20 protein-coding genes are annotated in these 23,003 nt (G+C 68.2%); 17 read left to right on the forward strand and 3 right to left on the reverse strand.

Annotated features, from left to right (window positions below):
- Positions 1-102 precede the first annotated feature (102 nt).
- The 3 genes from LH076_RS07815 to LH076_RS07825 are packed head-to-tail and all read left to right on the forward strand — an operon-like array spanning position 103 to position 2,308.
- Entirely contained in the window at positions 103-435 is a 333-nt protein-coding gene (locus LH076_RS07815; RefSeq protein WP_227783418.1) for a hypothetical protein, read from the forward strand.
- Positions 432-1,661, forward strand: a complete 1,230-nt coding sequence (locus LH076_RS07820; RefSeq protein ID WP_227783419.1) for an NRAMP family divalent metal transporter — start codon at positions 432-434, stop codon at positions 1,659-1,661. Before LH076_RS07815 ends, LH076_RS07820 begins: the two co-directional genes overlap by 4 nt.
- Positions 1,658-2,308, forward strand: coding sequence for a PRC-barrel domain-containing protein (locus LH076_RS07825; RefSeq protein ID WP_415753259.1), 651 nt, complete (start codon positions 1,658-1,660; stop codon positions 2,306-2,308). The genes LH076_RS07820 and LH076_RS07825 overlap by 4 nt, the downstream gene beginning before the upstream one ends.
- A 4-nt stretch (positions 2,309-2,312) precedes the next feature.
- Here the strand turns inward: LH076_RS07825 and LH076_RS07830 are convergent, their stop codons facing one another.
- Positions 2,313-2,744 carry a universal stress protein gene (locus LH076_RS07830; RefSeq protein ID WP_227783420.1) on the reverse strand — a complete coding sequence of 144 codons (432 nt, stop codon included), beginning with the start codon at positions 2,742-2,744 and terminating at the stop codon, positions 2,313-2,315.
- Positions 2,745-2,794: 50 nt separating this feature from the next.
- Positions 2,795-3,490 (reverse strand): GAF and ANTAR domain-containing protein, encoded by a 696-nt coding sequence (locus LH076_RS07835; protein WP_227783421.1) that lies wholly within the window; start codon positions 3,488-3,490, stop codon positions 2,795-2,797.
- Between the two features lie 234 nt (positions 3,491-3,724).
- Between LH076_RS07835 and LH076_RS17005 the strand changes: the two genes are divergently transcribed.
- The 4 genes from LH076_RS17005 (at position 3,725) to LH076_RS07855 (ending at position 11,353) form a co-directional block, all read left to right on the forward strand.
- Positions 3,725-4,117, forward strand: coding sequence for an STAS domain-containing protein (locus tag LH076_RS17005; RefSeq protein ID WP_227783422.1), 393 nt, complete (start codon positions 3,725-3,727; stop codon positions 4,115-4,117).
- A 374-nt stretch (positions 4,118-4,491) separates the two neighbouring features.
- Positions 4,492-8,337 carry a glycosyl hydrolase gene (locus LH076_RS07845; protein ID WP_227783423.1) on the forward strand — a complete coding sequence of 1,282 codons (3,846 nt, stop codon included), beginning with the start codon at positions 4,492-4,494 and terminating at the stop codon, positions 8,335-8,337.
- 189 nt (positions 8,338-8,526) lie between these two features.
- Positions 8,527-9,183: an HAD family hydrolase gene (locus tag LH076_RS07850; RefSeq protein ID WP_265333844.1), complete on the forward strand. Its 657-nt coding sequence runs from the start codon at positions 8,527-8,529 to the stop codon at positions 9,181-9,183.
- A 31-nt stretch (positions 9,184-9,214) separates the two neighbouring features.
- Entirely contained in the window at positions 9,215-11,353 is a 2,139-nt protein-coding gene (locus tag LH076_RS07855; RefSeq protein WP_227783425.1) for a DEAD/DEAH box helicase, read from the forward strand.
- Here the strand turns inward: LH076_RS07855 and LH076_RS07860 are convergent.
- Positions 11,339-12,184: a RecB family exonuclease gene (locus LH076_RS07860; protein WP_227783426.1), complete on the reverse strand. Its 846-nt coding sequence runs from the start codon at positions 12,182-12,184 to the stop codon at positions 11,339-11,341. The genes LH076_RS07855 and LH076_RS07860 overlap by 15 nt on opposite strands.
- Positions 12,185-12,308: 124 nt before the next feature.
- Here LH076_RS07860 and LH076_RS07865 point away from each other — a divergent pair, with 124 nt between their 5' ends.
- From LH076_RS07865 to LH076_RS07910, 10 genes are all read left to right on the forward strand, one after another.
- Positions 12,309-13,370 carry a site-2 protease family protein gene (locus LH076_RS07865; protein ID WP_227783427.1) on the forward strand — a complete coding sequence of 354 codons (1,062 nt, stop codon included), beginning with the start codon at positions 12,309-12,311 and terminating at the stop codon, positions 13,368-13,370.
- Positions 13,371-13,382: 12 nt separating this feature from the next.
- Positions 13,383-14,363 (forward strand): tRNA (adenine-N1)-methyltransferase, encoded by a 981-nt coding sequence (locus tag LH076_RS07870; protein ID WP_227783428.1) that lies wholly within the window; start codon positions 13,383-13,385, stop codon positions 14,361-14,363.
- Between the two features lie 87 nt (positions 14,364-14,450).
- Positions 14,451-16,118 carry a proteasome ATPase gene (gene arc / locus LH076_RS07875; RefSeq protein WP_227783429.1) on the forward strand — a complete coding sequence of 556 codons (1,668 nt, stop codon included), beginning with the start codon at positions 14,451-14,453 and terminating at the stop codon, positions 16,116-16,118.
- A gap of 69 nt (positions 16,119-16,187) precedes the next feature.
- On the forward strand, positions 16,188-17,315 hold the full coding sequence (locus LH076_RS07880; RefSeq protein WP_227783601.1) for a mechanosensitive ion channel family protein: 1,128 nt from the start codon (positions 16,188-16,190) through the stop codon (positions 17,313-17,315).
- A 9-nt stretch (positions 17,316-17,324) separates the two neighbouring features.
- A complete protein-coding gene (gene dop, locus LH076_RS07885; protein WP_321573736.1) occupies positions 17,325-18,842 on the forward strand; it encodes a depupylase/deamidase Dop in 1,518 nt (505 codons plus the stop codon).
- Between the two features lie 10 nt (positions 18,843-18,852).
- Positions 18,853-19,050: a ubiquitin-like protein Pup gene (locus LH076_RS07890; protein WP_227783430.1), complete on the forward strand. Its 198-nt coding sequence runs from the start codon at positions 18,853-18,855 to the stop codon at positions 19,048-19,050.
- Between the two features lie 3 nt (positions 19,051-19,053).
- Positions 19,054-19,893 (forward strand): proteasome subunit beta, encoded by an 840-nt coding sequence (gene prcB / locus LH076_RS07895; RefSeq protein ID WP_227783431.1) that lies wholly within the window; start codon positions 19,054-19,056, stop codon positions 19,891-19,893.
- Entirely contained in the window at positions 19,893-20,585 is a 693-nt protein-coding gene (gene prcA, locus LH076_RS07900) for a proteasome subunit alpha (protein ID WP_227783432.1), read from the forward strand. The genes prcB and prcA overlap by 1 nt, the downstream gene beginning before the upstream one ends.
- 23 nt (positions 20,586-20,608) lie before the next feature.
- Positions 20,609-21,970 carry a Pup--protein ligase gene (pafA, locus tag LH076_RS07905; RefSeq protein ID WP_227783433.1) on the forward strand — a complete coding sequence of 454 codons (1,362 nt, stop codon included), beginning with the start codon at positions 20,609-20,611 and terminating at the stop codon, positions 21,968-21,970.
- A 33-nt stretch (positions 21,971-22,003) separates the two neighbouring features.
- Positions 22,004-22,993, forward strand: a complete 990-nt coding sequence (locus LH076_RS07910) for an FKBP-type peptidyl-prolyl cis-trans isomerase (protein ID WP_227783434.1) — start codon at positions 22,004-22,006, stop codon at positions 22,991-22,993.
- The last annotated feature ends 10 nt before the right edge of the window (positions 22,994-23,003 follow it).

Genomic DNA, 23,003 nt, shown 5'->3' on the forward strand with positions numbered 1-23,003 from the left:
GCAGTGCTGGTGGGGCCCTTGAGCGCGTGCGCGCCGGGAACGCCGGACAAGGACTCCTGGCGCACTGACGCCGTTCGCGCCGTCGACTCGGTCGCTTCGTCCGTGGCGACCATGCAGTTGGCGCTCGAGCAGCATGACGGCCAGTTCTATCCCTATCTGCGGGTCGTCGCGGTCAACGCGGAGGAGGGAGCCAGCAGCGCGTCGGACAGGCTCGCCTCGCGGCAGCCGCCGTCGGCGTACGAGAAGAGCTACGACTCCACCACGAGCGCTCTCGATGACGCCGAGTCGCTGCTGAGCGACACGCGGATCGCCGTCGTCGGGCACGAGGAGAGGGAGTTCCCCTCGCTGGTGCAGCAGCTCTCCGATACGAGCGAACAGCTGCAACAGCTCGAGAACCGACTTCGGGCCGTCCCCGACGACTGGAGGAAGCCGTGAAGAAGGTCCTCGGTCTCCTTCTCGGCGTCCTCACGGCGATCGGGGGGTTCGTCGACATCGGCGACCTGGTGACCAACACCCAGGTCGGTGCGCGTTTCGGCATGTCCTTGGCCTGGGCCACGATCCTGGCCGTCATCGGCATCTGCGTCTTCTCGGAGATGTCCGGCCGGATCGCGGCGATCAGCGGCCGCGCGACCTTCGACCTGGTCCGCGAACGGCTCGGACCGGCCATGGGCATGGTCAACCTGCTCGGCTCCATGGGCGTCACCCTCCTGACCTTCGTCGCCGAGATCGGCGGCGTGGCACTCGCGGTGCAGCTGATCACGAGCGTGGACTATCTGCTGCTCTTCCCGTTCATCGGCCTGACGATCTGGCTGATCCTCTGGCGGGCGAAGTTCTCCTTCATCGAGAACGCCTTCGGCCTCCTCGGACTCGGACTCCTCGTCTTCGTCGCGGCCGTCTTCCACCTCGGGCCGGACTGGTCGACCCTCGGCCACTCGGCGATCTCCTTCAGCAAGCCGGCCGAGGAGCACTGGGCGACCTGGTGGTACTACGCCATCGCCCTGCTGGGCTCGGGCATGACGCCGTACGAGGTCTTCTTCTTCTCCTCGGGAGGCGTCGAGGAGCACTGGTCACCCAAGGACCTCCCCGAGATGCGGGCCAACGTCCTGATCGGGTTCCCGCTGGGCGGCGTGTTGGCGCTCGCGCTCACGGCCTGCGCGATGATCGTGCTCGGGCCGCTCGGCATCTCGGTCGACAGCCTGAGCCAGGTCGGGCTTCCCGTGGCCCTGACGTTCGGCAAGCTCGGGCTCGCCATCGCCCTGCTCGGCTTCGTCGCTGCCACCTTCGGCGCCGCCTGCGAGACCGGCCTCTCCGTCGGCTACTCGCTGGGCCAGTACTTCGGGTGGCAGTGGGGCAAGTACGTGCGCTCCGACGTCGCGGCCCGTTTCCACGTGGTGCTCTTCCTTGCCACCTTGGTGGCGATGGGCGTCCTGGCCACCACCATCGATCCGATCAAGGTGACCGAGATGTCGGTGGTGTTCTCCGCGGTGGCCCTGCCGCTGACGTACTTCCCGATCCTCGTGGTGGCCAACGATCGCGACTACATGGGCGAACACGCCAACGGCCGATTCGCCAACGTGTTGGCGACGATCTTCCTGATCATCGTGACGGTGGCGGCGATCGCCGCCATCCCGCTGATGATCTGGACACGGATGGGGGCGTGATGGAAGACAGGTTCTCCGGCCCGTACGACGCCGCCCTGCACCTGCTCGACCGGCAGGTCGTCGACTGCGACGGCCTCCTGGTCTGCAAGGTCGATGACCTCGAGCTCGAGGAGCGCCCTGGCGGTCTCTACGCGACCGGCATCCTCGTCGGACGCACCGCCCTTATCCCGAGGCTGACCGGCGCCCTGGGTCAGCGAAGCCTGCACTTCTGGCGGCGTATGGGTGACGAGCAGGGGGACCGCACCGACCCGTACCGGATCGCGTTCGAGGACGTCACCGAGGTCACCACGATCGTGCGGCTTCGCCGCCCACGGCATGCCCTGCTCGAGCGCACCCGGCCCGCGCGGCGCATGCGCGAGCTGTTGGAGCTCGACGTCCGCAACGGCAGGGGAGAGAACCGCGGCAGCGTCCTGGACGTCCGCCTCGACGGCGATCATCGGGTGACGGGCTTCATCATCGGCTCGGGCCGACCCGGTTCCCTGTTGGGCTACGACCGCGACAGCGAGCGCGGGCCGTGGCTGGTCGCCGTCGTCGTACGGTGGCTGCACCGGCACGCCGGCTTCGTGCCCATCGATGAGGCCGAGGTGGCCTGGGAGACCGGACAGCTCATCATCGACGGCGACCTCGAGCCGCTGCGGCCCGCCTGACCGATCAGCGGCGGGCGTAGGTGTAGGCGATGTGGAGGTCGCACTGCGCCTTGCGGGCGACCTCGGTGGCGATGCTCCCCAGGATCCGTGCAGCACCCTGCACCCGCTTGTTGCCGACCACGATCATCTCGGCGTCGACGCTCGCTGCGACCTCGAGGAGCGCCTCAGCCGGCTTGCCCCCAGCGGCCTGGGCGGAGGCGGTCAGGCTGGGGTAGGCGTTGCGCAGGCGACCGATGGTCTGCTCGGCCACCTCGGTGGCGGGCTCGACGCTCGTGAAGACGAGGTCCCGGTCATCCCGGACCCGCTCCACCTCATAGTCGCCATAGGCGCACACCACCCGCAGCTCCGAGCCGAGGCCGACGGCCAACCGGGCGGCGGTCAGTGCGGCCTGCGTGGCCGGCTCGCTTCCGTCGACTCCGACGACGATGACGCCCATGCTGTGCTCCTCAGTGAGTCAGGGGATGAACGCCACGAGCCTAGTGCGGGTCAGTTTCTCTGGCTTCGCCCGTTGGCGCCGCTCACCAGATCCTCGGCGACATCGCGGAGTTTGATGTTGCCGGCTGAGGAAGCCCGGACCATGAACTGGAAGGCGCGATCCTCATCGATGCCGTAGCGCTCCATCAGGATGCCGATGGCCTGACCGATCACCTTACGGCTCGTGAGGGCCTGGTTGAGGTTCTCCTCGTGCTGGGCCCGCCCCAGCGCGATGGCCGCATGGGTGGCGAACAGCTGAGCTGCGTGCACGGCGTCGTCGTCGATCTCCTCCGACACCGTCGAGTAGAGGTTGAGCCCGCCCAGGCGCTCGTCGTCGGAGAACAGCTGGACCGCCAACTGGGCGCGCAATCCGCGCTGGACCGCCTCGGGAACGTAGCGGGGCCACCGCTGGTCATGTCGGAGGTGGGGCACCGCCACCACGGGAGCGGCCCGGATCGCATCCACGCAGGGGCCTTCGTCCAGCCGGTACTGGACGTTGTCGAGATCCCAGACCAGCTCGCTGGTGCCCGCCATCGTCTCGATACGGCCGTCGCGGTGTCGGATGGAGATGCCGACATGGTCGAACCCGGGCACGGAGATGCGGGTCGCGCGAGCGATCGCTTCCAGCGTGTCGGAGAGGGTCTCAGCTGCGTTGATCGCCTCTGCTGCTGCAGCCAGTGACGACGCCAGCTCAGAGGGGTTGCCCATGAACACCTTCGATCGGTCCTGCCCAGACGCAACGCCGATCGGCACGCGACGACTGAAAGATCTACGGAGCCGTTGGTCTACAGCCCCTCCTCGCGGACCCTACAGGCTGTCAGGGTCCGTCCGTCTCGTCATTGGCCTATCCGTTTCCGTATCCGTGCCGTAGCCTGCTGATGACGCGGGAGCTCAGCAGGTGGCTCACCTCGGGCGTCTTTCTGTTGCGCAGGTGATGGGGCTATGTCCTCGACCGGTGTTCTTCTTCAGGCCCCACGTGCGTGGGTGATTCTCCATGGCGAGTACGACGTCGCCTCACGTGATGAGTTGGAGTGCCGTTTCTCGACCGTGGAGAGGTGGAGCTGCGACGAGCTCTACGTCGATGTCGGGCAGGTGACCTTCATCGACTGTGCCGCCTTGGGCGTGATCGTCGGCGCCAGGCGCCGGTTGGTCCCGGCCGGTGGCTCGATGACGGTGATCGGAGCAACGTCGCGCTTCGAACGGATCTGTCGCCTGAGCGGCTACCTCGAGCTCCTGCGGGCTCGCCCCGATGGCCAGCCCGAGTGTTCTGGAGGGCATGCTGTGCGCCGCGATTTCTCGAGGACCTGCAGGTCAGCACGGAGAAGGCCAGCCTGAGCCCTCCGCGGCCTTCCCCCGGGGCATGCCAGGCCGAGCGTCGCGGGGGCGACGTCACATGGAACCAGCGGGCCGCCCACGTGCCGCCGAGGCACCACGACGACGGAAAGCGGTGGCTGGCGTCTGGAAACCCTCCAAGGCGAACAGCTGGCGAGTAGTCGCCACGGGGAACGATTGACCCCTGCAGCGGCGCGTGACGAAACTCACAGTGCGCATCGACTCGATCGAACGAGCCACCCGACGACTTCGCCGGGGCGGTCGAGGCGGTGCCGCCCCTGCATCGTCAGCACGCCGCGCGACCGCGGCTGAAACCGAAGGAAGTCGTCGTGGGAAATTCTCGAAATCGGGTCAGGCGGACAGCTCCGGTCGCCGCGATGCTGACCGCGTTGGCAGTGCTCATCGCACCCGGAGCGTCCGAAGCAGCCGGGGGCGCAACAGACACCGGCTCGACGTCCAGCTCTGAGACCGACTCGATCCTGGCCGGTTTCGAGAATCCCTCGACCGATGCGAAGCCGATGGCCCGGCTGTGGTTCCCGGACGCTGGCGCAGGCAAGGACGCCGAGAGCCTCAAGCTGGTGAGCAAGCAGATCGAGGACATGGCCGCCGGGGGTTTCGGCGGTGCCGAGATCGCCTTCCTCGCCGACAGCAAGAGTTTCGGCGGCTCGTCGCGCATGACGAACGACGAACTCGCGAGCTACGGCTTCGGGTCGCGGAACTGGAAGAACATCGTCACCCAGCTGCTGACCACGGCCAACTCGATCGAAGGCGGTTTCAAGATCGACTTCACGATCACGTCACACTGGCCGCCGATCGTCAACACGATCGACCCCAACGACAAGGCGCAGCAGAAGGAGGCCAGTCAGGCCTACACCAAGATCACCGCGGCCGATCTTTCCGAAGGCAAGGCCGATCTGCCTCTTCCGACCACCCGAACCAAGGACTTCTCCAACACAACCAATCTCATCGCCGATTTCGTCTTCACCGATGACTTCTCCTCGGCCGACGTGGCCAAGGTGACCTCGTTGAACGACGACGGAACGCCGGTGCTCGAGTACGCCTCCCTCGAGGACGTGACCGGCGCGACCTCCAAGAAGAAGGTCACCGCCGCCGAGGCTTCGGCGGGAGTCTCCTCCAAGGTGGTGAACGGTGTCCGGTACGCCGGGTCGGCCGCGGGCGTCCCCGATCAGGACTACGCCACCGCTCACGGTCTGGACTACCAGGACACTCTCGACAAGTTCGGCCCGGAGCCGGCCGATCCGAACTTCACCGGCAAGATCGACGCCGACGGCAATCGCAAGCGGATGGCCGACTGGCAATACAACTACCAGGTCGCGCTGTCGAGCGTCAGCGCGCTCGACGGCTACACCCCCAGCGAGGGCGACGCGCTCGCCGTCGGCGACTACGTGCTGATCGGGAACTACTACCGGGGCACCGGCCAGATCATGTCGGGCGGCTCCACGGTCACCCAGCACAACCGCACCTACGCGACCGACTACTTCAGCTCCGCCGGCGTGCAGAAGCTCTTCGATTTCTGGGACGCCAACATCCTCGACGACAACGTGATTGCGCTGCTCAAGGAGAACGGCAAGCAGGGCACGTCGATCTTCGAGGACTCGATCGAGATCCACGCCGACACGCCCCTGTGGACCTACGACCTGCCCGACGAGTTCGCCTCCTACATGGGGCGTGAGCTCGGTTCGGACGAGGCCGTGCTGGCGGCATCCGACACGTCGCTGTTCGACGACAGCGATGCGGTCACCCGGACGCGGGAGGACTACAACCTCGTGCTGGGCCACCTCTACCAGACCGAGCACGCCGCGCTGATCAAGAAGTGGGCGGCAAGCTTCGGCTACACCTACCGTGCTCAGGCCTATACCCTCAGCGGGCTGGACATCGACGCCGCCGCTTCGGCCGTGGACATTCCCGAGGGTGACAACTCCTCGGCCGGCGACGGATTGCGGGAGCTCTCAGGCGCGGTGAATCTGACCGGCAAGCAGATGCTCTCCATGGAGTCGTGCACCTTCGCGTGCAGCACCAACTCCACCTGGGAGGAGATCCTGAAGGTGGTGAACTCCGACGCGTCGGACGGCGTCAGCCGGGCCATCCTGCACGGCTCGTCCTTCGCCCGAACCTTCGACCTCACGGATTCGACGTGGCCGGGTTGGAACTTCCTCAACTTCATGGCCAACAACGGACGCCAGATCTACTGGAGTCAGGAGAACGACTTCAGCGACTACGTCGCGCGCAACCAGGCCGTCCTGCAGGCCGGCACGGCCAAGGTGGACGTGGCCGTCCTGGTTGGTTCCGACGCGGGCTACCAGCTGCAGTCGGGCGACTCGTTGAGGTCGCTGATGAACAAGGGCTTCTCCTACAACCTGATCACCGAGTCGCTGCTGTCCGCGGACAACGCGACCGTGTCCAACGGAGTGCTGGATGCCGACGGACCGGCGTACAAGGCGATCGTGGTGAAGCAGGCGACCAGGCTGTCGGTCGCGTCGGTGGACAAGCTCATCGCTTTCGCCAAGGCCGGCCTGCCGGTCCTCCTCTACGACGTGGACATCGACCGGGTGTACGGCACGAGCCATGACAGCAACACCGATTCGGCGCTGGCAGCGGCGCTGACCGAACTCGAGTCACTCGACAACGTGTCCTCGGCCCCGTCGGACGCTGAGGTGGGCAAGCTGCTGAAGGCCGAGGACGTGTCACCGGCGGTGTCCTACTCGATCGCGAACCTACAGGTCAACCACCGACACGGCAGCGATGGTGAGTTCTACTCCCTGTACAACGATTCGACGACCGACACGGTCTCGGGAGAGGTGACGCTGTCAGGGTCCGGAAATCCGTACGTGCTGGACGCCTCGACTGGAGCGATCACGCCCGTTGGCAGGTACACCCGCAGTGGAGACACAGTGACCGTGGACGTTTCCCTCCTCCCGGAGAACAGCACCATCCTCGCTGTGGCCAGTGGCGACGCCTTCCCGAAGGCGGCGTCGGTGTGGGCGACGAGTGCGGACGGCACGGTGGCAGTGGATGCCAAGGGGAAGATCTCTCTCGTTGAGGAGAAGGCCGGCTCCTACGCGGTCACGTTGTCCGACGGCACGACCAAGACGGTCACCGTCGATGCGATGCCTGACACCGTCGATCTGTCGGACGACTGGGCTCTGTCACTGGAGAGCTGGGGACCGGATGCGGAGGCGAACACGACCGACCCGACGGTCTCGGCAAAGACCACGATCGACTTCGCTGACACGGGGCTGAAGTCGTGGTCCGAATTGGCCGCGACGTCTGACCAGCTGTCGACAATGGGCGTGGACTCGATGGCCAAGGTGTCCGGAATCGGCACCTACAGCCGTTCCTTCACCCTGCCCGACACCTGGACGTCCGCCGACGGGGCGACCCTCAACCTGGCCCACGGCTCCGACATGATCACCGGCGTCACGGTCAACGGCACCACGTTCGACGAGATCAACCAGTTCACCGACTCGGTCGACATCGGCTCGGCATTGAAGTCCGGCGCGAACACCATCACGATCACCGAGGCATCCACGCTCGCCAACCGCGCCTCCAGCGCAGGCGCGGCCTACGGGCTGACCGGTGTCTCGATCGTGCCGAACGTGTCCGTCCCGTTGACTGACAAGGCGGCCAGTGCGACGACCCTGAGCGCGCCGGCGCAGGTCGCGTTCGGACAAGCCGCCAGGGCGACGGTGCGCGTGACCGGTACGGACGGCGCCGCTGCGACGGGTGGTGTTGAACTCGCCATCGGCGACACGACGCTGACGGCGACGCTGCATGGCGGCAAGGCGACCTTCGCCCTGCCGCGGACACTGCGAGTGGGTACGGCCACCCTGACCGCGACCTACGTCGGCGACGACGACGTGCAGTCGTCGACCGCGACCGCAAGACTGGTCGTGGTGAAGGCGAGCGTGAAGCCGTCGCTGACGCTCACGAAGAAGCCGACCTCGAAGCGGACCGGGTCGGCCATCGTGAAGCTCAGATCTGCCGTCGGTGGCCCGACCGCACCGGGAGGCTCGGTAACCGTCAGGTTCACGAAGGGCAAGTCGAAGAAGTCGGTCACTCGGACCCTGGTTTCTGGGGCCGCCAAGGTCGTGGTGCCGAAACTCGCCAAGGGGACCTGGAAGGTGTTCGTCAAGTACGCCGGAGATACCGGCTACAAGCCCCTCGGCCAGACCAAGGTCCGTACCGTCAAGGTCACCAAGTAGGCGATGGCCTTCCGGAGGGGCGGCGTAACGCCGCCCCTCCGGACGCGCCGGGACCCATGCCGAGTGCTCGGCACCCGCCACTTAGGGTGAGACGTCGCATGAAACGTCGCATGGAGTTCTTCGGAGGGCATTCTGAGTACCGACTTTTCTGGTGTTCCTGCAGGTCAGGCACCAGATGGACCCTCCCGGCTGCCGGCGGCCGTCCTGTGGGACATGGACGGCACGTTGTGCGACACCGAGCCGTACTGGATGGAGACCGAGCACGAGCTCGCCCGGCGGTTCGGCGGCGAGTGGACGCATGACGACGCCATGCAACTGGTCGGCAACGACCTGCTCACCTCGGGGGAGTACCTCCGCACCCGCTGGGGGCTGCACGACAGGAGCGCACGCGACATGGTCGACCTGCTCCACGAGGGCGTCGTCGGGCGGGTCACCGGTGGCGCGGAGATCCCATGGCTGCCGGGCGCGCTCGACCTGCTCGAGGCGCTCAACGACGCCGGCGTTCCCTGCGCGCTGGTGACGATGTCGTGGGAGGTCTTCGCCCATCCGATCGTCGAGCGCCTGCCCCGCGGGCGCTTCGACGCGGTCATCACCGGTGACCGGGTGAAGCGCGGCAAGCCGTTCCCGGACCCCTACCTGGCCGGGGCGGCGGCCCTCGGCGTCGACGCCGCGGAGTGCATCGCGATCGAGGACTCCAACACCGGGGCGACGTCGGCGCAGACGGCAGGCTGTACGGTTATCACCGTCGAGAACCATGTGAAGCTCGACGACGGTCCCCGGCGCATCGCTCGGCCGAGTCTTGAAGGGCTCACGCCCCTCGCTCTGGGTGACCTGCTCCTGCGTTGAGTCGACGCGGAGTTCTGGATGAGGAGTTCTGTTGGCCGCACAGGGTCAGCGCCGGTCGGGGTCGTCCCGGTCCGGCCAGGGGCGCGCACGACGTACCCGTGACGAGGAGGGGATCATCCCCGTCCTCGCCCGTGCCGTGCGCGAGGTCGAGATGAGCGTCCGCAAGGGCCGCCCGGAGGGTGCGCGCTTCCAGGCCGTCGCCTCGCTCGTCCGTGACGAGCGCGCCCGGATCAACGCCGCCGAGCTGACCGACGCCGCACGTGCGGCCGAGCTGAAGCGCCTCGACGGCGTCGCGACGATCCTCGCCCAGACCGCTGCCCAGCAGCCCTCGCTCTTCCAGCTCCTCACCGACGACGCCGAGCTCTCCGAGGCCGCTCGCGCCGTGCGCCGGCAGCTGCAGACCGCTGCGGGCCTGGAGCCGGACCCGGAGCGTACGCCGACAGCCCGCTCCTCCGGCGGTGGCGGCTCCTCTGAGCGCCAGGCCGAGCCGCCCTCGATCGCCCGTGCCCGGCTGATGCCGGCCTTCGTCGCTCCGGACTTCAGTGCCGTCCCACAGCAGCCCGCCACGCGGCGGCTGGTCGGGTGGGACCTGATCGGACCGATGCTCAGCTCCTTCGAGCACCCCACGCCCGGTGTGACATCGTGCATGGCCCTGCCCGAGCCGCGGCCCCTGCTCAAGCCGCTCCCGGTTGGGCTGGACCTGATGGACCACCAGGCGCGGCTGCTCGCCGCGGTCGCGGAGGGTCACCGCACGTTCCTGCTCGCCGACGAGCCGGGTCTTGGAAAGACGGCCCAGTCGCTCCTCGCGGCACAGACCGCGGACGCCTATCCGCTTCTGGTCGTCGTACCGAACGTCGTGAAGCCCAACTGGGCCCGCGAGGCCGGCCGCTGGACGCCCGACCGCACCGTGAGCGTCGTGCACGGCAACGGGGACGACGTCGACGGCATGGCCGACATCATCATCCTCAACTACGAGATCCTCGACCGGCACGTCGGCTGGATCGGCGAGCACGGCTTCCGCGGCGTCATCGTCGACGAGGCCCACTTCATCAAGAACCGCTCTTCGCAGCGCTCGCAGAACGTGCTCGAGATCGCCGACCGCGTCCGCTCACGCGTGGCGCGGCCGCTGATGATGGCGCTCACCGGAACCCCGCTGATCAACGACGTCGAGGACTTCCTGACGCTTTGGCAGTTCCTCGGCTGGATCACCGAGACCTCAGCGCGGCCGGCACTCATGGCCAAGCTCGAGGCCACCGGGCTGACCCCGGCCGACCACGGTTTCTATCCCGCCGCCCGCCAGGCCGTGATCGACATGGGCATCGTGCGTCGCCGCAAGGTCGACGTCGCCGCCGACATCCCCGCCCGCCGCGTCGCCGACCTGCCCGTCGAGCTGGACCCGGCTGTCGGTCGCTCCATCCACGCCGCCGAGCGCGAGCTCGCGCTCCGCCTGGTCAAGCGCTACGACTCGGCCATCGAGGCCCGTCGCGAGCACCGCGCCCGCAGTGGTGAGCACAGTGAGGTGGACGGGATCGATCTCGAGCTCGTCCGCCGGGTCGCCGGCTGGGAGCTCTCCGACGGCGACGACTCGACCACGGGCGACAACGTCTTCACGATGGTGCGTCGGATCGGGCAGGCCAAGGCCGGCCTCGCCGCCGACTACGCCGCGCAGCTCGTCCGCAGCGCCGGCAAGGTCGTCTTCTTCGCCAAGCACCTCGACGTCATGGACACGGCCGGTGAGGTCTTCGCGAAGCGCGACATCCGCTACACCGAGATCCGTGGCGACCAGAGCGCCACCGCGCGCGCAAAGGCGATCGACGCGTTCATCAACGACCCGGACGTCGGCGTCATCGTCTGCTCGCTCACCGCGGCAGGTGTCGGCCTCAACCTCCAGGTCGCCTCCGACGTCGTCCTCGCCGAGCTCTCGTGGACGGACGCCGAGCAGACCCAGGCGATCGACCGCGTCCACCGCATCGGCCAGACCGAGCCGGTCACGGCCTGGCGCGTGATCGCCGCCCAGACGATCGATGCCCGTATCGCCGAGCTGATCGACGCGAAGGCCGGTCTCGCCGGTGTGGCGCTCGACGGTGCGACCGAGGAGCAGGCCGAGACCACGGACGTCCGCCTCGAGGCGCTTGTCTCGATGCTGACCGAGGCGCTATCCGCCCGGTAGGGGCGGTGTGGTGCCGCCGTACTCCGGGCAGAGCGCCTGGAAGGAGCACCAGCTGCACAGGCGCGACTTCCTCGCCTGCCAGTTGCCGGTCTCCTGGGCGGTGCGGATCGCAGTCCAGATGGCGTTGACCTTCCGCTCGGTCGCGAGGAGGTCGGCCTCTGTCGGGTCGTAGTGGATGACGTGGCCGCTGCCGAGGTAGACGAGCTGGAGCCGGGCCGGGATCACGTCGCGGGTTCGCCACAGCGCCAGCGCATAGATCTTCAGCTGGAAGAAGGCCTTCATCTCGTAGCCCTCGCCGCTGGCGCGGCCCGTTTTGTAATCGACCACTCGGATCTGCCCACCCGGTGCGATGTCGAGCCGGTCGACGAAGCCGCGGAGCAGGAGCTTCGAGTCGAGCACCGTCTCGACGTACAGCTCTCGCTCGGCCGGCTCCAGCCGCGTCGGGTCCTCGAGGGTGAAGTAGGTGGCGAGCGCACGCCGGCTCTCGCCGAGCCACTTCGTGAAGGCGACGGGGTCGGCCTCGTCGTCGAAGAGCTCTTCGAGCGTCGGGTCGGCGGCGAGGAGCTCGGCCCAGGCCGGGCCGAGCATCAGCTCGGCGCGCTCGGGACGCCGCTCGGCCGCGGGCAGGTCGAAGAGCTGCTCGAGCACCTTGTGGACGAGCGTCCCGCGGACCGCCGCCGGGGAGGTCGGCTCGGGGAGCCGGTCGATCGTCCGGAAGCGGTAGAGCAGCGGGCAGGTCAGGAAGTCGCCGGCGCGACTGGGGGAGAGCGAGCCCAGCACCTCGACCCCGTCCGCCGGCGTCGAGAGTGCTTCCGCCGGCGAGGTGACCATGCGTGTCACCCTAAAGGCAGCGACGGACAGGACCGGTACTCTCGGCCGTGTGTCCGACCCCGACCCACGACCTGCCCCTCGGGCGCCCGGAACCTTCAGGGTCGGAAGCCTGGCCGGGGCGGATGTGCTGGTCTCGAGCTCGTGGTTCCTCGTCGCGGTCATGATCGCCGTGCTGGTGGCGCCCCGCGTCGAGCAGGTCACGCCGGGCCTCGGCCCGTGGAAGTACGTCGCCGGGCTGGCGTTCGCCGTCATCCTCTACGGCTCCGTGCTGCTCCATGAGGCGTCCCACGCCCTGGTGGCACGCCACTACGGCTACGGCGTCGGGTCGATCACGCTCACCTTCCTCGGCGGCTTCACCCAGATCGACGGCGAAGCGCGGCGACCCAAGGAGGAGTTCTGGATCGCGGTCGTCGGCCCGGTCACGTCGATCGTGGTCGGCCTTGTCGGGCTCGCGCTCCTCGCCCTCAACCCCGACGGCCTGATCCTGATGGCGATCGAGGGGCTCGCCTCCGCCAACCTGTTCGTCGGCGCGCTCAACCTGGTGCCCGGGCTGCCGCTCGACGGTGGCCGCGTGCTCAAGGCGGGAGTGTGGGGCCTGACCCGCAACATGCACCGCGGCACCATCGTCGCCGGATGGGTGGGTCGGGCTGTCGCGGTCCTCACGGTCGTGGGTGTGGTCGCAGCCTCCTTCGGTGGCCGCGTCGACCCCTACAACTCCCTCATCTTCCTGGTCCTCGCGCTCTTCCTCTGGAGCGGCGCGACCGCGGCGATCTCCTCGGCCCGGCTGCGCAGCCGTCTGCCCAGCCTCGTCGGGCGATCGCTGGCCCGACGTACGCTCACCGTGCCCGCCGACCTGCCGCTGGCCGAGGCCGTGCGCCAGGCCCAGGAGGTGCAGGCCGGAAGCATCGTCACCGTCACCACCGACGGCACGCCGGTCGGCGTCGTCAACGAGTCCGCCGTCCTGGCGACGCCCACCGATCGGCGCCCCTGGGTGGCGACGTCCACCGTGGCGCGCACCCTCGAACCCGGCCTGCAGCTTCCCGCCGACATCGCCGGCGAGGAGCTGATCAAGGCGATCACGCGCACGCCCGCCGCGGAATACCTGCTCGTCGAGCCGGACGGCCGGGTCTTCGGCGTGCTCGCGACCGCCGACGTGGATGCGGCCTTCCGGAGCTCGGGTCGATAAATTCGGCGGGTTATGGATGACCAGAGTGAGCAGGCGGCGTTGACCGAGCAGACCCCCGACGTACCCGCCGAGGCCTGGTCCGGCGTCCACCGCGGCGTCCTGCGCGAGGGGGAGTGGATCCGCCTCACCGATGCCAAGGGCCGCCGGCACAACTTCGAGCTGGTCGCCGGCAAGAGGTTCTTCTCCAATAAGGGCTCGATCGACCACGACGACCTGATCGGGCGTGAGGAGGGCTTCACCATCGCCTCCACGTCCGGCGGCGAGTACCTCGTCTTCCGTCCGCTGCTGAGCGAGTTCGTGGTCTCGATGCCGCGCGGTGCCGCCGTCGTCTATCCCAAGGACTCTGCGCAGATCGTCGCGCTCGCCGACATCTTCCCCGGCGCCGACGTGGTCGAGGCAGGTGTCGGCTCCGGTGCCCTCACCTGCTCGCTGCTGCGCGCCGTCGGCCCGCACGGCAGGGTCCGCTCCTTCGAGCGACGCGAGGAGTTCGCTGACGTCGCCCGCGCGAACGTCACCCAGTTCTTCGGCGCCCATCCGCCCGCATGGGAGCTCACCCTCGGGGACCTCGCCGAGGAGCTGCCCGCCTCCGGCACGCGTGCGGACCGGATCATCCTCGACATGCTCGCGCCCTGGGAGTGCGTCGACGCCGCCGCCGACGCCCTGCGCCCCGGCGGCATCATCTGCGCGTACGTCGCCACCACCACGCAGCTCTCGCGGTTCGTCGAGACCGTCCGGGTCCACGGCGGCTTCACCGAGCCGTCCGCCTGGGAGTCGCTGGTCCGCGACTGGCACGTGGAGGGCCTCGCGGTCCGGCCCGGGCACAAGATGATCGGCCACACCGCCTTCCTCGTCACCGCCCGCCGCCTCGCGCCCGGCGCGACGGCGCTGCGCAAGACGAGGCGACCCGCCCCCGGCGCCTACGGACCCGACTACACCGGGCCCCGCCCGGCCGACGTGGAACCGGTAGAAAGCCAGACCGAGACAGGATCGTGACCACCCGCTGGAAATGAGCCCTTCCCTCGCCCGTTCGTGCGGGTAGGGTCGAGGAGCACAGGCCAGTGCATTGGAAGGTGGTCGGCAATGACTGACGGATTCACGATTCCTGACGGACCTGGGCGCGAGCGCGGTCTTGAGCTGCGACTGGCAGACGCCCAGCGCTCACTCGCGGCCGTGACGTCGCAGAACGAGCGACTCGCCTCGACACTGCGCGAGGCACGGGACCAGATCGTCACCCTCAAGGAGGAGGTCGACCGGCTGGCGCAGCCGCCGGCAGGTTTCGGCACCTTCCTCGCGAAGAACGACGACGACACCGTCGACATCGTCACCGGGGGCCGCAAGCTCCGCGTCACGGTCTCGCCGGCGGTCGACGTCGACGCGCTCGAGAAGGGCCAGGAGGTCCTCCTCAACGAGGCCATGAACGTCGTCACAGCACTCGCGTTCGAGCGTGTCGGCGAGGTCGTCATGCTCAAGGAGCTCCTCGCCGACGGCGAGCGCGCCCTCGTGATCGCCAACGCCGACGAAGAGCGGGTGGTTCGGCTCTCGGATCCCCTGATCGCCGACAAGCTCCGGGCGGGTGACTCGGTCCTGATCGACTCCCGAACCGGCTACGCCTACGAGAAGGTGCCGAAGTCGGAGGTCGAGGAGCTCGTCCTCGAGGAGGTGCCCGACATCTCCTACGAGGCCATCGGTGGCCTGGGCAACCAGATCGAGCAGATCACCGACGCCGTCGAGCTGCCCTACCTCCACCCCGACCTCTTCCTCGAGCACAAGCTCCGCCCGCCGAAGGGCATCCTGCTCTACGGACCTCCCGGCTGTGGCAAGACGCTGATCGCCAAGGCGGTGGCAAACTCGCTCGCCAAGAAGGTCGCGGCCAAGACCGGAGCGGAGGGGAAGAGCTACTTCCTCAACATCAAGGGCCCCGAGCTGCTCAACAAGTACGTCGGCGAGACCGAGCGGCACATCCGGTTGGTCTTCCAGCGGGCCCGTGAGAAGGCGAGCGCCGGCACGCCGGTCATCGTCTTCTTCGACGAGATGGACTCCCTGTTCCGCACCCGCGGTACGGGCGTCTCCTCCGACGTGGAGAACACCATCGTCCCGCAGCTCCTCAGTGAGATCGACGGTGTCGAGACGCTGGAGAACGTGCTCGTCATCGGCGCCTCCAACCGTGAGGACATGATCGACCCGGCGATCCTGCGTCCCGGCCGCCTCGACGTGAAGATCAAGATCGAGCGGCCCGACGCGCAGGGCGCGCAGGACATCTTCAGCAAGTACCTCACCGCCGACCTGCCCCTGCACGCGGACGACCTCACCGAGTTCCACGGCGACCGGCAGGCCACCGTGGACGGCATGATCCGCGCCACGGTCGAGCGGATGTACACCGAGTCCGAGGAGAACCGCTTCATCGAGGTCACCTACGCCAACGGCGACAAGGAGATCCTCTACTTCAAGGACTTCAACTCCGGCGCGATGATCCAGAACATCGTCGACCGCGCGAAGAAGATGGCGATCAAGGATCTCCTCGACCAGAACCAGAAGGGCCTGCGCGTCTCGCACCTCCTGCAGGCCTGCGTGGACGAGTTCAAGGAGAACGAGGACCTGCCCAACACCACGAACCCCGACGACTGGGCGAAGATCTCCGGTCGCAAGGGCGAGCGGATCGTCTTCATGCGCACCCTCATCACGGGCAAGCAGGGGACCGAGCCGGGCCGGTCGATCGAGACGACCTCCTCGACGGGCCAGTACCTCTGAGGTCTCTCGACCTGTAGAGAACCAGCATGGGCGGGTACCCACCCGCCCATGCTGAGAACCGTGACCTGGATGGACTTCTTCCAGGCCCTGGTGGCCGCGTTCGCGACCGCGGCCGTCGTCGGCCTGCTCGGATATCTCCTGTTCCGGTGGCTCTGCCGGCACTGGACGGGAGGCCCGCGGCTGAACGAAGCGGCGCGACATCCCTATCGCGCTCTGCTGGTCACCGTCGCCGCCGTCGTCGCCGCCCGTACCGCTCCGGCCGACACCGCCGCGTGGTGGCCGCTACTGCAGCGGGGCCTGCGCATCGCACTCATCCTGGTGCTGGCATGGTTCGTCGCCGCCGTCCTGGTCTACCTCGAGGACGGCAGCCTCAACCGCCATCGCACCGACATCCCCGACAATCTTGCGGCCCGGCGGATGCGCACCCAGGTCCTCCTGCTCCGCCGGCTCACCGTCGCCGTCGTCGTGATCGTCGCGATCTGCTCGATCCTGATGACCTTCCCGGCGGTGCGTTCCGTCGGCGCCAGCCTCTTCGCCTCGGCCGGCATCCTCTCTGTCATCGTCGGTCTCGCCGCCCAGTCCACGCTGAGCAACGTCTTCGCCGGCATCACCCTCGCCTTCAGCGACGCCCTGCGGATCGACGACGCAGTCATCGTCGAGGACGAGTGGGGCTGGATCGAGGAGGTCACGCTGACGTACGTCGTCGTACGGCTGTGGGACGACCGGCGACTGATCCTCCCGTCGACGTACTTCTCCCAGAACCCCTTCCAGAACTGGACCCGCCACACCTCCGAACTCCTCGGCTCCGTCGAGTTCGACGTGGACTGGCGCGTCGACACCGACGGGATGCGCCTGGAGCTCTCGCGGGTCCTGGCCGGCACCGACCTCTGGGACGGTCGCGTCCAGGTCCTCCAGGTCACCGACACCATCGGCGCGATGGTCCGCATCCGGATCCTGGTCACCGCCCATGACGCCCCGACGCTCTTCGACCTGCGCTGCCTGGTCCGCGAGCGGATGGTCTCCTGGATGCAGCGGCACAACCCTGACGGCCTCCCGCGCTCCCGGATGGAGCTCGTGGAGTCCGAGGCCCGCGTCTATCGCAGGCTCACGACCGAGACCGAGGGACTGTTCACGGGCGGCCCCGAGGCCGAGAGCCGCGCGGCGCGGGCCGGGGGCAGCGAGCCGCCCCCGGACTAGGCTGGAGGCATGAGCGTGATCCGGGTCATGGGCACCGAGGTGGAGTACGGCATCTCGGTCGCCGGCAACCCCCATGCCAACCCGATGGTGGCCTCCTCCCAGATCGTCAACGCCTATGCCACCGCGGCCCTCGAGGCCCGTCGGGCGCGCTGGGACTTCGAGGAGGAGTCGCCGCTGCGCGACGCCCGCGGCTTCGACATGTCCCGCCAGGTCGCCGACCCGAGCCAGCTCACCGACGAGGACCTCGGCCTCGCCAACGTGATCCTCACCAACGGTGCCCGGCTGTACGTCGACCACGCCCACCCGGAGTACTCCACGCCGGAGGTCACGACACCGCTGGACGTCGTCCGCTTCGACACGGCGGGGGAGCGGGTGATGCGCCGTGCCATGACGCTGGCGGCGCAGCTGCCGGGCAGCCCGCGGATCGCGCTCTACAAGAACAACACCGACAACAAGGGCGCCTCCTACGGCGCCCACGAGAACTACCTGATGCGGCGCTCGACCCCGTTCGCCAGCATCGTGAAGCACCTGACGCCGTTCTTCGTGAGCCGTCAGGTCGTCACCGGCGCAGGGCGCGTCGGCATCGGGCAGGACGGCCGCACGCACGGCTTCCAGCTCAGCCAGCGCGCGGACTTCTTCGAGGTGGAGGTCGGACTCGAGACAACGCTCAAGCGGCCGATCATCAACACCCGCGACGAGCCGCACGCCGATCCGGAGCGCTGGCGCCGGCTGCACGTGATCATCGGCGACGCCAATCTCGCCGAGGTGTCGACGTACCTCAAGGTGGGGACCACGTCGTTGGTGCTGGCCATGATCGAGGACGACTTCCTCACGCGCGACCTTGCCGTCGAGGGCCCGGTCGCGGCGCTGCGTGCCGTCTCCCACGACTCGACGCTGCGTGAGCTGATCACGCTCCAGGACGGTCGGACGATGACGGCCGTCCAGCTCCAGATGGAGTACCTGGACCTCGCGCGCAAGTACGTCGACGACCGGTACGGCGCCGACGCGGACGACCAGACCCGCGACGTGCTCGCGCGCTGGGAGTCGGTGCTCACGCGCCTGGAGCGGGACCCCATGGAGTGCGCCGCCGAGCTGGACTGGGTGGCGAAACTCAAGCTGTTGCAGGGCTATCGCGACCGGGACGGGCTCGACTGGGACGACGCCAAGCTGCACCTCATCGACCTGCAGTACAGCGACATCAGGCCGGAGAAGGGCCTCTACCACCGGCTGGTGAAGGCCGGACGGATCGAGCGCCTCCTCGACGACGCCACGGTCGACGCTGCGGTCCACGAGCCGCCCACCGAGACGCGGGCCTACTTCCGCGGCCAGTGCCTGACGCGTTTCCCGCGCGAGGTGGCGGCGGCCTCCTGGGACTCCGTGATCTTCGACCTCCCGGGCAGGGACTCACTCCAGCGGATCCCCACCACCGACCCGCTGCGCGGCACGAAGGCCCACGTCGGTGAGCTGATGGAGCGTGTCGGGTCCGCAGCGGAGCTGTTCGCTGCGCTCACTGGCTCTACGGGCTAGGTTGGGTCACATGGCACAGGAGCAGAAGCAGCCTTCGAAGTCCGACCAGGAGATCGAAGAGGTCCAGGACGCGCCGGAGACCGATCTTGCCGAGCGCAAGGAGTCCCTGGACGCCGACGTCGACGACATCCTCGACGAGATCGACGACGTGCTCGAGACCAACGCCGAGGACTTCGTGAAGTCGTTCATCCAGAAGGGTGGGCAGTGACAGTTGTCGGACGCACGAATCCCCAGCGCCTACATGGCGCCGGGCACCTCCTCCTTCGCCGACTTCCTCTCCTCCCACGCCCCTGAGCTCGTGCCCGGACGCCGCGACCTGCCGGCGACGAGCGGTGCCGACCTGGCGCCGCACGGCACGACGATCGTCGCCGCCACCTTCGCCGGCGGCGTCGTGCTCGCCGGCGACCGCCGGGCCACGATGGGCAACCTGATCGCGCAGCGCGACATCCAGAAGGTCTTCCCCGCCGATGAGTTCTCCGCCGTCGGCATCGCCGGCACTGCGGGTCTCGCCGTCGAGATGGTGAAGCTCTTCCAGGTCGAGCTCGAGCACTACGAGAAGATCGAGGGCTCCGTCCTCAGTCTCGACGGCAAGGCGAACCGCCTCGCCGCCCTGATCCGCAACAACCTCGGGATGGCCATGCAGGGCCTCGCCGTGGTGCCGCTCTTCGCCGGGTTCGACCTGGAGCGTCACGTCGGCCGGATCTTCTCCTACGACGTCACGGGCGGCCGTTACGAGGAGCACGGCTTCCACTCGGTCGGCTCCGGCTCGCTCTTCGCCCGCGGAGCGCTGAAGAAGCTCTACCGCGAGGACCTCGACGAGGCCGGTGCGGTGGAAGCGGTCGTGCAGGCGTTGTACGACGCCGCCGACGACGACTCCGCCACCGGTGGTCCCGACCTGACCCGTCGGATCTTCCCGGTCATCCAGGTCATCACGGGTGAGGGCGGCCGTCGCCTGTCCGACGCCGAGGTCGGCGAGGTCGCCGACCGGGTGGTGGGCGGTCGGATGTCGGAGCCCAACGGTCCCAAGGCTTCGCTGGGAGGTGAGCTCTGATGGCCACTCCGTTCTACGTCGGTCCCGAGCAGCAGATGAAGGACCGCGCGGACTTCGCGCGGAAGGGCATCAGCCGCGGTCGCTCGGTCGTCGCCGTGCACTACGCCGACGGCATCCTCTTCGCCTCGGAGAACCCGTCCGCGGCGCTGCACAAGGTCTCCGAGCTCTACGACCGGATCGCCTTCGCGGCGGTCGGTCGCTACAACGAGTTCGAGAACCTGCGCATCGCCGGAGTGCGGCTCGCCGACATGCGCGGTTACTCCTACGACCGCAGTGACGTGACCGGCCGCGGCCTGGCGAACGCCTACGCCCAGACGTTGGGCGCGATCTTCTCCAGCGGCGCCGAGAAGCCCTACGAGGTCGAGCTCTTCGTCGGCGAGATCGGAACCACCGCGGCCGGCGACCAGCTCTACCGCCTCACCTACGACGGGCAGGTGGCCGACGAGCAGGGCTACGCCGTCATGGGCGGTGCGGCCGACGTGGTGGGTGACTACCTCAAGGAGCGCTTCACCGAGGGCCTCGACCTCGGCAGCGCCCTCAAGCTCGCCGTGGCGGCCCTGGGTCACACCGAGTCCGAGGACCGCTCCATCGCGCATGCCGACCTGGAGGTCGCCGTGCTCGACAGGACCAGGGTCCAGCAACGGAAGTTCGTCCGGCTCACGCCGAGCCGACTCGTTGGCCTGCTGGCGTAACAGGTCCGGAGTAGGGTCACGACATGGAGCGCCGGATCTTCGGGATCGAGAACGAGTACGGCGTCACGTGCACGTTCCGGGGCCAGCGTCGGCTCAGTCCCGACGAGGTCGCCCGCTACCTCTTCCGCAAGGTCGTGAGCTGGGGCCGCTCGAGCAACGTCTTCCTCCGCAACGGGGCCCGGCTCTACCTCGACGTTGGCTCGCACCCGGAGTACGCGACGCCGGAGTGTGACGACGTCGTCGAGCTCGTCACGCACGACAAGGCGGGGGAGCGGACCCTCGAGGGGCTGCTCCTCGACGCCGAGCAGCGGCTGCACGACGAGGGGATCCAGGGAGAGATCTACCTCTTCAAGAACAACACCGACTCGGCCGGGAACTCCTACGGCTGCCACGAGAACTACCTGGTCAGCCGCAGTGGCGAGTTCTCCCGCCTCGCGGACATCCTCATCCCGTTCCTGGTGACCCGGCAGATCCTCGTCGGTGCGGGCAAGGTGACGCAGACACCGCGGGGGGCGTCGTACTCGGTGAGCCAGCGCGCCGAGCACATCTGGGAGGGCGTCTCGTCGGCCACCACGAGGTCGCGGCCCATCATCAACACCCGGGACGAACCCCACGCCGACGCGGAGAAGTACCGCCGGCTCCACGTCATCGTCGGCGACTCGAACATGTCCGAGACGACGACGATGCTCAAGGTGGCCTCGGCCGACCTCGTGCTGCGGATGATCGAGGAGGGCGTGGTGATGCGCGACCTCACGATGGAGAACCCGATCCGCGCCATCCGCGAGATCGCCCACGACATGACCGGGCGTCGGAAGATCCGGCTCGCCAACGGTCGCGAGGCCAGCGCGCTGGAGATCCAGGCGGAGTACCTCTCCAAGGCGCGCGACTTCGTCGACCGCCGCCAACTCTCGACCCCGGTCATCGAGCAGGCGCTCGACCTCTGGGAGCGTGGGCTCAAGGCGATCGAGTCGGACGATCTCAGCCTCGTCGAGCGCGAGATCGACTGGGTGATCAAGTGGAAGCTGATCGAGCGCTACCGGGCGAAGCACGGCCTCCCGCTCAGCCACCCGCGCGTCGCACAGCTCGACCTCGCCTACCACGACATCCACCGCGGTCGCGGTCTCTACTACCTGCTGGAGAAGAAGGGTGCGGTCGCCCGGGTCACCAATGACCTCGCCATCTTCGAGGCCAAGTCGGTACCGCCGCAGAACACCCGCGCCCGTCTCCGGGGCGAGTTCATCCGCCGCGCCCAGGAGCGCCGCCGCGACTTCACCGTCGACTGGGTGCACCTCAAGCTCAACGACCAGGCCCAGCGGACGGTCCTGTGCAAGGACCCGTTCAAGGCGTACGACGAGCGCGTGCAGCGACTGATCGACTCCATGTGAGTTCTTTCAGGAACGCCCGTTACTGTGACCCGCGTGTTTCACGCCAAGCGCCTCGCCGCACTCCTTGTCCCGCTCGCCTTCGTCGCCTCCGCCTGTGGCAGTGAGAAGTCCGTCGGGCTGGGCGACAAGACCATCGACGGCTGGGACGCCGTGAGCATCTCCGGAACCCCCGGTACCGCCCCCACGGTGAAGTGGAAGGGCCAGATGTCGACGGTGGAGTCCACCGACACCAAGACCCTCACCGAGGGTTCGGGTGACGTCGTCAAGAAGGGTGAGTCCGTCAACGCCTACATCTGGCTCGGTGACGGCTACAGCAAGAAGCAGTCCTACAGCGACTACGACAACAAGGCCTCCGAGGTGCTGACCGCGGACTCGAAGTCCCTCTCCGAGGTGTTCGAGAAGCTTCTCGTCGGCTCCAAGATCGGTAGCCGGCAGGCCGCGATCGCCAGCGCGTCGGACGTCTTCGGTGACGCCGGTAACACGGACCTCGGCATCGCCAACGAGGACCCGCTCCTGATCATCGTCGACGTCATCTCCAAGGCGGTCACGAAGCCCACCGACACGACGCCGGACAAGGTGCCGTCCGTCGTGCAGAAGAAGGGCAAGGTCACCGGCCTCGACTTCACGGGTCTCACCAAGCCCGACCCGACCAGCGGCCCGTTCCTCCGGGCGACGATCAAGCAGGGCTCGGGTGCGACCGTCACCGCCGACGACACGGTCAAGGTCAACTACCTCGGCATGGTCTACGGCGCGAAGAAGCCGTTCGACGAGTCCTACACGAAGACCCCGGCGGAGTTCGCCCTCAGCAGCGTCGTGAAGGGCTGGACCTACGGCCTCACCGGCGTGAAGGTCGGCAGCCGCATCGTCCTGCAGATCCCGCCGGTCCTGGGCTACGGCGGCGACACGTCCAACGCCGCCATTCCGGCCAACAGCACGCTCTACTTCGTCATCGACGTCCTGAGCGCCACGCCGGCCGCCTCCGCCTCCGCGTCGCCCTCGGCGGACGCCACGACCGGACAGTGACCGGGACGTA

Source organism: Nocardioides sp. Kera G14 (assembly GCF_020715565.1).
Taxonomy (GTDB): Bacteria; Actinomycetota; Actinomycetes; order Propionibacteriales; family Nocardioidaceae; genus Nocardioides.

Bases quoted from the DNA above. Each gene is read 5' to 3' on its own strand.
- LH076_RS07880 (WP_227783601.1), top strand. From the start codon at position 16,188: ATGGACTTCTTCCAGGCCCTGGTGGCCGCGTTCGCGACCGCGGCCGTC.
- LH076_RS17005 (WP_227783422.1), top strand. From the start codon at position 3,725: ATGTCCTCGACCGGTGTTCTTCTTCAGGCCCCACGTGCGTGGGTGATT.
- LH076_RS07830 (WP_227783420.1), bottom strand. From the start codon at position 2,744: ATGGGCGTCATCGTCGTCGGAGTCGACGGAAGCGAGCCGGCCACGCAG.
- LH076_RS07890 (WP_227783430.1), top strand. From the start codon at position 18,853: ATGGCACAGGAGCAGAAGCAGCCTTCGAAGTCCGACCAGGAGATCGAA.
- pafA (WP_227783433.1), top strand. From the start codon at position 20,609: ATGGAGCGCCGGATCTTCGGGATCGAGAACGAGTACGGCGTCACGTGC.
- LH076_RS07860 (WP_227783426.1), bottom strand. From the start codon at position 12,184: ATGGTCACCTCGCCGGCGGAAGCACTCTCGACGCCGGCGGACGGGGTC.
- arc (WP_227783429.1), top strand. From the start codon at position 14,451: ATGACTGACGGATTCACGATTCCTGACGGACCTGGGCGCGAGCGCGGT.
- dop (WP_321573736.1), top strand. From the start codon at position 17,325: ATGAGCGTGATCCGGGTCATGGGCACCGAGGTGGAGTACGGCATCTCG.
- LH076_RS07835 (WP_227783421.1), bottom strand. From the start codon at position 3,490: ATGGGCAACCCCTCTGAGCTGGCGTCGTCACTGGCTGCAGCAGCAGAG.
- LH076_RS07870 (WP_227783428.1), top strand. From the start codon at position 13,383: ATGGATGACCAGAGTGAGCAGGCGGCGTTGACCGAGCAGACCCCCGAC.
- LH076_RS07845 (WP_227783423.1), top strand. From the start codon at position 4,492: ATGCTGACCGCGTTGGCAGTGCTCATCGCACCCGGAGCGTCCGAAGCA.
- prcA (WP_227783432.1), top strand. From the start codon at position 19,893: ATGGCCACTCCGTTCTACGTCGGTCCCGAGCAGCAGATGAAGGACCGC.